Here is a 6,334-nt window from a genome sequence, read left to right on the forward strand (position 1 = left end):
ATTGCGTCCAATGTATCTATAATTTTTTCAAATTGTTTTCGTTTAATCTGAATACGATTGCCATTCATAATCAGCCAATTTGCATTTTTATTTTCCTCTGCCAAGCGTCGTAGCTTGTTTTCGCCAATACGAAAATATTTTGACGCTTCTTCAATGGTTAGGGTATAACGTTCCCAAATAGGAATGTCAGTCTGCTTCATAAAATCCTCCTTTCCAAATCACTTATTTGGATTTCATAAAAGTTGTTTTACCAGCAATCGAACAGCTTTAGCAAAGCTCACGGGAGTTCCACCCCTGCATGGTTCTCATGTAGCCATACTCATTGCCTGCGACGGTTTTATCACGCTCGGACTATTGACTGTATGGGAGTATCATTATCACGATAAGAATGTCGTTGCAGGCAATCCTGCTAAAGATTGCTTCTCGGATCACTAACATGAATCGCTCGCTATCTTTATAAGATAGGTCATGGCGGTTAGTTCCGTTGGCTCTTTTCTTATCGAAACGTATTCGATTACTTTTATTCAGTTTTCAAAGAACAATGGCTCGTTAGCCTATCAAAACACATTGAAAGCTCAATATGCTTTGGTGGAATAACAAACCTCCCTGTTCGGGAAGCGTGGAATAGTATGGCACGCTTCCACGAAAGGAGAGAGGATATTACTTAATTTCAAATGACAAAATCTTTGTAATCAGTCTGGTTTCCATTCTTCCACGTAAGACTTCATCAACGACCATACTTTGATTGCCATATTCATCTTTCATAAGTCGTAGGGAACGCTTCGTTATGTACCCTCTGTAATGATGTAGAATCTGGTTAATCGCTTCGGTATCGCCATCTGTTGCCTTTACAATGAGAGGAAAGGGAATCATAGGATATTGTGTTTTCATTCTTCAAATTCCTCCATAAACTTTTTAATTAAGGCTAGTCCACTGGTTCTATGCCGATAGACAGTAGAACGGTTCAATTTCAACAGGTCTGCAATTTCTGAATCGCTCATGTCCATAAAGTAAAACAGCAGTAGAATTTCACGTTTCTTGTCTGGCAACTCACGTAATGCTTCACTCAACAAATCATTTTCAACGCCTACTGATAACCCATTGAGTGTAAAAATCTGAAAGTCAGTTGAATAGTTATCTGTTGTCGCAAACTGGCTAACAAGATAATCGCCAACATCCGAAAAGGACACCTCACGCTTTGCAATCCTTGAAAGATAAAGCATATAATTCTTTCGCTCGTCTTCCATAGCACGTTTACAGATATAGTCAAACTGATTTTCTATTGTGGTCTGAAAAGAAGATGGTTTCATGTTTCTCACCCCCTTTCTGTCTAGGAAAGGAAGTGAGCCTTGCTCGTTTATCTCCTTTCACTCTTAGTCCCAATGTGAAAGGGGGATTTGTTGCATTACTGATAAATAAACTTTGTAAAAAAGTTCTGAATAGCCAAAAAAGCATATAAACAGATTTATTTCTCTGTTTACATGCTTCTGTTATTCTATCTATATGATTTATAAAACCACATTGGTGGACGTACTTATCTATTGCAGATAGACGACTTTTTTTGACAAGAACCCAATGTAAGGAAATTTATTGTATATGATGTACTTCATGGCGACGTTGACCTCCAACAAACCGCCATTTGGAAGTAATATACAATATTTTAACAGCGTAAATAGCACTACCATATAACGGTTTTTTTTATTGGCGTTTAGTAGTGCTTTTTATTAAATATAAACCTATAAACCATATAACACGTTTTTCTATACCTGTTTTTAATTCAGTAGGAACAATAAAATGTATAGAGGTGGTCTACTATGCGTAAAAAAGAAGATAAATATGATTTTAGAGCCTTTGGTTTAGCCATTAAAGAAGCTCGATTGAAACGAGGTTTAACTCGTGAACAAGTGGGAGCATTGATTGAAATTGACCCACGGTACTTAACTAATATTGAAAATAAAGGGCAACACCCCAGCATACAAGTTCTTTATGACCTTGTATCGTTACTTCATGTTTCCGTTGATGAATTTTTCTTACCTGCTAATAACTTGGTAAAAAGCACCCGACGATTACAGATAGAGAAATACATGGATAGCTTTACAGACAAAGAACTATCCTTAATGGAATCTTTAGCCAGCGGTATCAACGAAGCAAGAAACATCGAAGACTAATTAAAAGAATCCATACATAACGGAAAGAGCCGATAAAATGAGATTGTATTAATCTCATTTTATCGGCTCTGCGTCTTTGCGTCTGGCTCTGTAATCACAGTTACTTTGAACTGCTTTATTTCAATTAAATTTTCTTGTCTGCATTTCGGACAATAGAGGGGGAATTTTTTTAATTCAGTATCTTCCCTTATCTTTAATCGTGTTTTATTTCCACATACAGGACATGTTGAGGCGGTAAGTTTGCTAGTCAAGGAGTAAAACGACGAAGATTAGCATTTACTTCCGCCCATGCGATAGCTGTCCGTGATTGACAAGTGCTAGCACGCAGACAGAACGGAGATAGCGAACCGCTGAGTGTGTCGCTCTGCTCGTAAAAGCTTAGAAACCTTTGAACGAAAGGGATAATGAAAGCCTTGATTGCAAGGCTTTTTGCTTTATGGTGGGTAAGTATCAGAGTGAGAAAATTTTTGGAATGAGTAGAAGTGATAGCTAGAAATTATCAGTTTCTATTTCCATTTACCCTGTGGGTACGTGTTTGTTTCCATTGACAAGGAGTTTGTGGGAATAGAAATGTACCCACCTTGTTTGAATCAAGTGAAGTGTAGTTGAAGGAAATCTGTTGAAAGCAATACTTCATTTTACCGAATAAGTAATAATTTAGGCAACTTCAAATCGATTAAAAAAAACTATTTTAAAGGTTAAGAGTAGACAAAAATTGTCCACTCTTTTTTGCAAACTCAATTTATCAATAAATGAAATGAGGGAATGTAAAATGAAATATTTTGAGGTTGAGTTAGAAAATCCTGATGAATTTTTAAAACTACAAACAGAAGATTTTGTGAAAGCTAATCGCTTGCTACTAAGGAAGATAATCCAGAGCGTTACAGTCTATGAAGAAAACTTCGTCATATCCTTTAAATCTGGCATCGAATTGGAAGTATGAGTCTCATTCCATAACTTTTATATTGAACATATCATCTTTTTGTGTTATACTATAAATTGATATAAACAAAGATGTAGGAGGAACCGAAACTATGACAGCCTCAATGCGTTTAAGATAAGCTGGCAATAAAAAAAGCAGAATCTATACCCGATGATAGGCTTTTTTGTTGTGCTTATTTATACGATATTGAGCATTCATTAGTTACGGTGAGGATATTGGTTATTTAACTATACCTTTATTTAACTATGTCTTTAATATGAATGTTTCCAAATTGTATGTATGCAGACCAAAAGCCACATTGTGGGGTTTGGCCTGCATTTTTTATTGCCTAGAATGCTATTCAAAATAGAAATTCAAGCAAAATAATATGCAGGAGATAATATAAATGGAAAAATACAACAATTGGAAACGAAAATTTTATGCAATATGGGCAGGGCAAGCAGTATCATTAATCACTAGTGCCATCCTGCAAATGGCGATTATTTTTTACCTTACAGAAAAAACAGGATCTGCGATGGTCTTGTCTATGGCTTCATTAGTAGGTTTTTTACCCTATGCGATTTTGGGACCTGCCATTGGTGTGCTAGTGGATCGTCATGATAGGAAGAAGATAATGATTGGTGCCGATTTAATTATCGCAGCAGCTGGTGCAGTGCTTGCTATTGTTGCATTCTGTATGGAGCTACCTGTCTGGATGATTATGATAGTATTGTTTATCCGTAGCATTGGAACAGCTTTTCATACCCCAGCACTCAATGCGGTTACACCACTTTTAGTACCAGAAGAACAGCTAACGAAATGCGCAGGCTATAGTCAGTCTTTGCAGTCTATAAGCTATATTGTTAGTCCGGCAGTTGCAGCACTCTTATACTCCGTTTGGGATTTAAATGCTATTATTGCCATCGACGTATTGGGTGCTGTGATTGCATCTATTACGGTAGCAATTGTACGTATACCTAAGCTGGGTAATCAAGTGCAAAGTTTAGAACCAAATTTCATAAGGGAGATGAAAGAAGGAGTTGTGGTTCTGAGACAAAACAAAGGATTGTTTGCCTTATTACTCTTAGGAACACTATATACTTTTGTTTATATGCCAATCAATGCACTATTTCCTTTAATAAGCATGGAACACTTTAATGGAACGCCTGTGCATATTTCTATTACGGAAATTTCCTTTGCATTTGGGATGCTAGCAGGAGGCTTATTATTAGGAAGATTAGGGGGCTTCGAAAAGCATGTATTACTAATAACAAGTTCATTTTTTATAATGGGGACCAGTTTAGCCGTTTCGGGAATACTTCCTCCAAATGGATTTGTAATATTCGTAGTTTGCTGTGCAATAATGGGGCTTTCGGTGCCATTTTATAGCGGTGTGCAAACAGCTCTTTTTCAGGAGAAAATTAAGCCTGAATATTTAGGACGTGTATTTTCTTTGATCGGAAGTATCATGTCACTTGCTATGCCAATTGGGTTAATTCTTTCTGGATTCTTTGCTGATAAAATCGGTGTAAATCATTGGTTTTTACTATCAGGTATTTTAATTATTGGCATTGCTATAGTTTGCCAAATGATAACTGAGGTTAGAAAATTAGATTTAAAATAAACAATATTGGAGGAATATTTATGTATCTTATTTTCATGTAACTCTTCCTGCTAAAATCGCAGGGTTTTCCCTGCATACAAGCAAATGAAAGCATGCGATTATAGACAGGAGGAAATGTTATGGAATTAATATTAAAAGCAAAAGACATTCGTGTGGAATTCAAAGGACGCGATGTTTTAGATATAAATGAATTAGAAGTATATGATTATGACCGTATTGGTTTAGTAGGAGCAAATGGTGCAGGAAAAAGCACTTTATTTAAGGTACTTTTAGGAGAATTAATTTCCCCAGGATGTAAGATGAATCATCTGGGTGAACTTGCCTATATTCCCCAGTTGGACGAAGTAACTCTGCAGGAGGAAAAAGATTTTGCACTTGTAGGCAAGCTAGGTGTTGAGCAATTAAATATACAGACCATGAGCGGTGGTGAAGAAACAAGGCTTAAAATAGCACAGGCCTTATCGGCACAGGTTCATGGTATTTTAGCGGATGAACCTACGAGCCATTTAGACCGTGAAGGAATTGATTTTCTAATAGGACAGCTAAAATATTTTACAGGTGCACTGTTAGTAATTAGCCATGACCGCTATTTTCTTGATGAAATAGTAGATAAAATATGGGAACTGAAAGATGGCAAAATCACTGAGTATTGGGGAAACTATTCTGATTATCTTCGTCAGAAAGAGGAAGAACGTAAGAGCCAAGCTGCAGAATACGAACAATTTATTGCGGAACGTGCCCGATTGGAAAGGGCTGCGGAGGAAAAGCGAAAACAGGCTCGTAAAATAGAACAGAAGGCAAAAGGTTCTTCAAAGAAAAAAAGTACTGAAGGCGGAGGGCGTTTAGCTCATCAAAAATCAATAGGAAGTAAGGAAAAAAAGATGCATAATGCCGCTAAATCCCTAGAGCACAGGATTGTGGCCTTAGGAAAAGTAGAAGCTCCGGAAGACATTCGCAGAATTCGTTTCAGGCAAAGTAAAGCATTGGAGCTCCATAATCCATACCCTATAGTCGGTGCGGAAATTAATAAAGTATTTGAGGATAAGGCACTGTTTGAAAATGCATCTTTTCAAATTCCGCTAGGAGCAAAAGTGGCGTTAACTGGTGGTAATGGAACCGGAAAAACAACTTTAATCCAAATGATCTTAAACCATGAAGAAGGAATTTCTATTTCACCTAAGGCAAAAATAGGTTACTTTGCACAGAATGGTTACAAGTACAACAGTAATCAGAATGTTATAGAGTTTATGCAGAAGGATTGTGACTACAATATATCAGAAATTCGTTCAGTGCTAGCATCTATGGGGTTCAAACAGAACGATATTGGAAAAAGTTTATCTGTTTTAAGCGGTGGAGAAATTATAAAATTGTTGCTTGCTAAAATGCTCATGGGTAGATATAACATCCTAATAATGGATGAACCCAGTAACTTCCTTGACATACCAAGTTTAGAGGCTTTGGAAATACTAATGAAGGAGTACACCGGAACTATCGTGTTTATCACCCACGATAAACGATTACTCGAAAATGTAGCAGATGTAGTTTATGAAATTAGAGATAAGAAAATAAATCTGAAACATTAAATTTAAGGTAGTCGCTGGTCAGTATAGTCTGTTCTGG

At 36.7% G+C, this 6,334-nt stretch carries 9 protein-coding genes; 5 read left to right on the forward strand and 4 right to left on the reverse strand.

What is annotated here, in order from left to right:
* Nucleotides 1-200, reverse strand: a 200-nt coding sequence (locus ADH52_RS04390; protein WP_049510328.1) for an excisionase, incomplete at its 3' end; no start/stop codon positions are given.
* On the opposite strand from ADH52_RS04390, the gene ADH52_RS11675 reads away from it, so the two are divergent.
* A complete protein-coding gene (locus ADH52_RS11675) occupies nt 184-435 on the forward strand; it encodes a hypothetical protein (protein WP_001845478.1) in 252 nt (83 codons plus the stop codon). The two genes, ADH52_RS04390 and ADH52_RS11675, sit on opposite strands and share 17 nt — an antisense overlap.
* A 225-nt stretch (nt 436-660) precedes the next feature.
* Here ADH52_RS11675 and ADH52_RS04395 read toward each other — a convergent pair whose 3' ends face one another.
* Both ADH52_RS04395 and ADH52_RS04400 read right to left on the reverse strand, forming a co-directional pair.
* A complete protein-coding gene (locus tag ADH52_RS04395; RefSeq protein ID WP_000857133.1) occupies nt 661-891 on the reverse strand; it encodes a helix-turn-helix domain-containing protein in 231 nt (76 codons plus the stop codon).
* Nucleotides 888-1,310 (reverse strand): sigma-70 family RNA polymerase sigma factor, encoded by a 423-nt coding sequence (locus ADH52_RS04400; protein WP_000804885.1) that lies wholly within the window; start codon nt 1,308-1,310, stop codon nt 888-890. The genes ADH52_RS04395 and ADH52_RS04400 overlap by 4 nt, the downstream gene beginning before the upstream one ends.
* A gap of 504 nt (nt 1,311-1,814) precedes the next feature.
* Here ADH52_RS04400 and ADH52_RS04405 point away from each other — a divergent pair.
* Nucleotides 1,815-2,168, forward strand: a complete 354-nt coding sequence (locus tag ADH52_RS04405) for a helix-turn-helix transcriptional regulator (protein ID WP_001227347.1) — start codon at nt 1,815-1,817, stop codon at nt 2,166-2,168.
* A 59-nt stretch (nt 2,169-2,227) separates the two neighbouring features.
* Here ADH52_RS04405 and ADH52_RS10945 read toward each other — a convergent pair whose 3' ends face one another.
* The gene (locus ADH52_RS10945) at nt 2,228-2,419 is read right to left on the reverse strand and encodes a cysteine-rich KTR domain-containing protein (RefSeq protein ID WP_001860868.1); all 192 of its coding nucleotides are present in this window, start codon (nt 2,417-2,419) and stop codon (nt 2,228-2,230) included.
* A 521-nt stretch (nt 2,420-2,940) separates the two neighbouring features.
* Between ADH52_RS10945 and ADH52_RS04410 the strand changes: the two genes are divergently transcribed.
* The 3 genes from ADH52_RS04410 to msr(D) all read left to right on the forward strand — a co-directional run bounded on the left by ADH52_RS04410 (nt 2,941) and on the right by msr(D) (nt 6,297).
* On the forward strand, nt 2,941-3,111 hold the full coding sequence (locus tag ADH52_RS04410; protein WP_000873143.1) for a hypothetical protein: 171 nt from the start codon (nt 2,941-2,943) through the stop codon (nt 3,109-3,111).
* Between the two features lie 385 nt (nt 3,112-3,496).
* On the forward strand, nt 3,497-4,714 hold the full coding sequence (mef(A), locus tag ADH52_RS04415) for a macrolide efflux MFS transporter Mef(A) (RefSeq protein WP_000417519.1): 1,218 nt from the start codon (nt 3,497-3,499) through the stop codon (nt 4,712-4,714).
* Between the two features lie 119 nt (nt 4,715-4,833).
* The gene (gene msr(D), locus ADH52_RS04420; protein WP_049510330.1) at nt 4,834-6,297 is read left to right on the forward strand and encodes an ABC-F type ribosomal protection protein Msr(D); all 1,464 of its coding nucleotides are present in this window, start codon (nt 4,834-4,836) and stop codon (nt 6,295-6,297) included.
* The last annotated feature ends 37 nt before the right edge of the window (nt 6,298-6,334 follow it).

This window comes from Streptococcus pseudopneumoniae, from assembly GCF_001072665.1.
GTDB lineage: Bacteria > Bacillota > Bacilli > Lactobacillales > Streptococcaceae > Streptococcus > Streptococcus pseudopneumoniae_S.

Coding starts and splice junctions, on each gene's coding strand:
- ADH52_RS11675 (WP_001845478.1), top strand. CDS start 184: ATGTCAGTCTGCTTCATAAAATCCTCCTTTCCAAATCACTTATTTGGA.
- ADH52_RS04395 (WP_000857133.1), bottom strand. CDS start 891: ATGAAAACACAATATCCTATGATTCCCTTTCCTCTCATTGTAAAGGCA.
- ADH52_RS04400 (WP_000804885.1), bottom strand. CDS start 1,310: ATGAAACCATCTTCTTTTCAGACCACAATAGAAAATCAGTTTGACTAT.
- ADH52_RS04405 (WP_001227347.1), top strand. CDS start 1,815: ATGCGTAAAAAAGAAGATAAATATGATTTTAGAGCCTTTGGTTTAGCC.
- ADH52_RS04410 (WP_000873143.1), top strand. CDS start 2,941: ATGAAATATTTTGAGGTTGAGTTAGAAAATCCTGATGAATTTTTAAAA.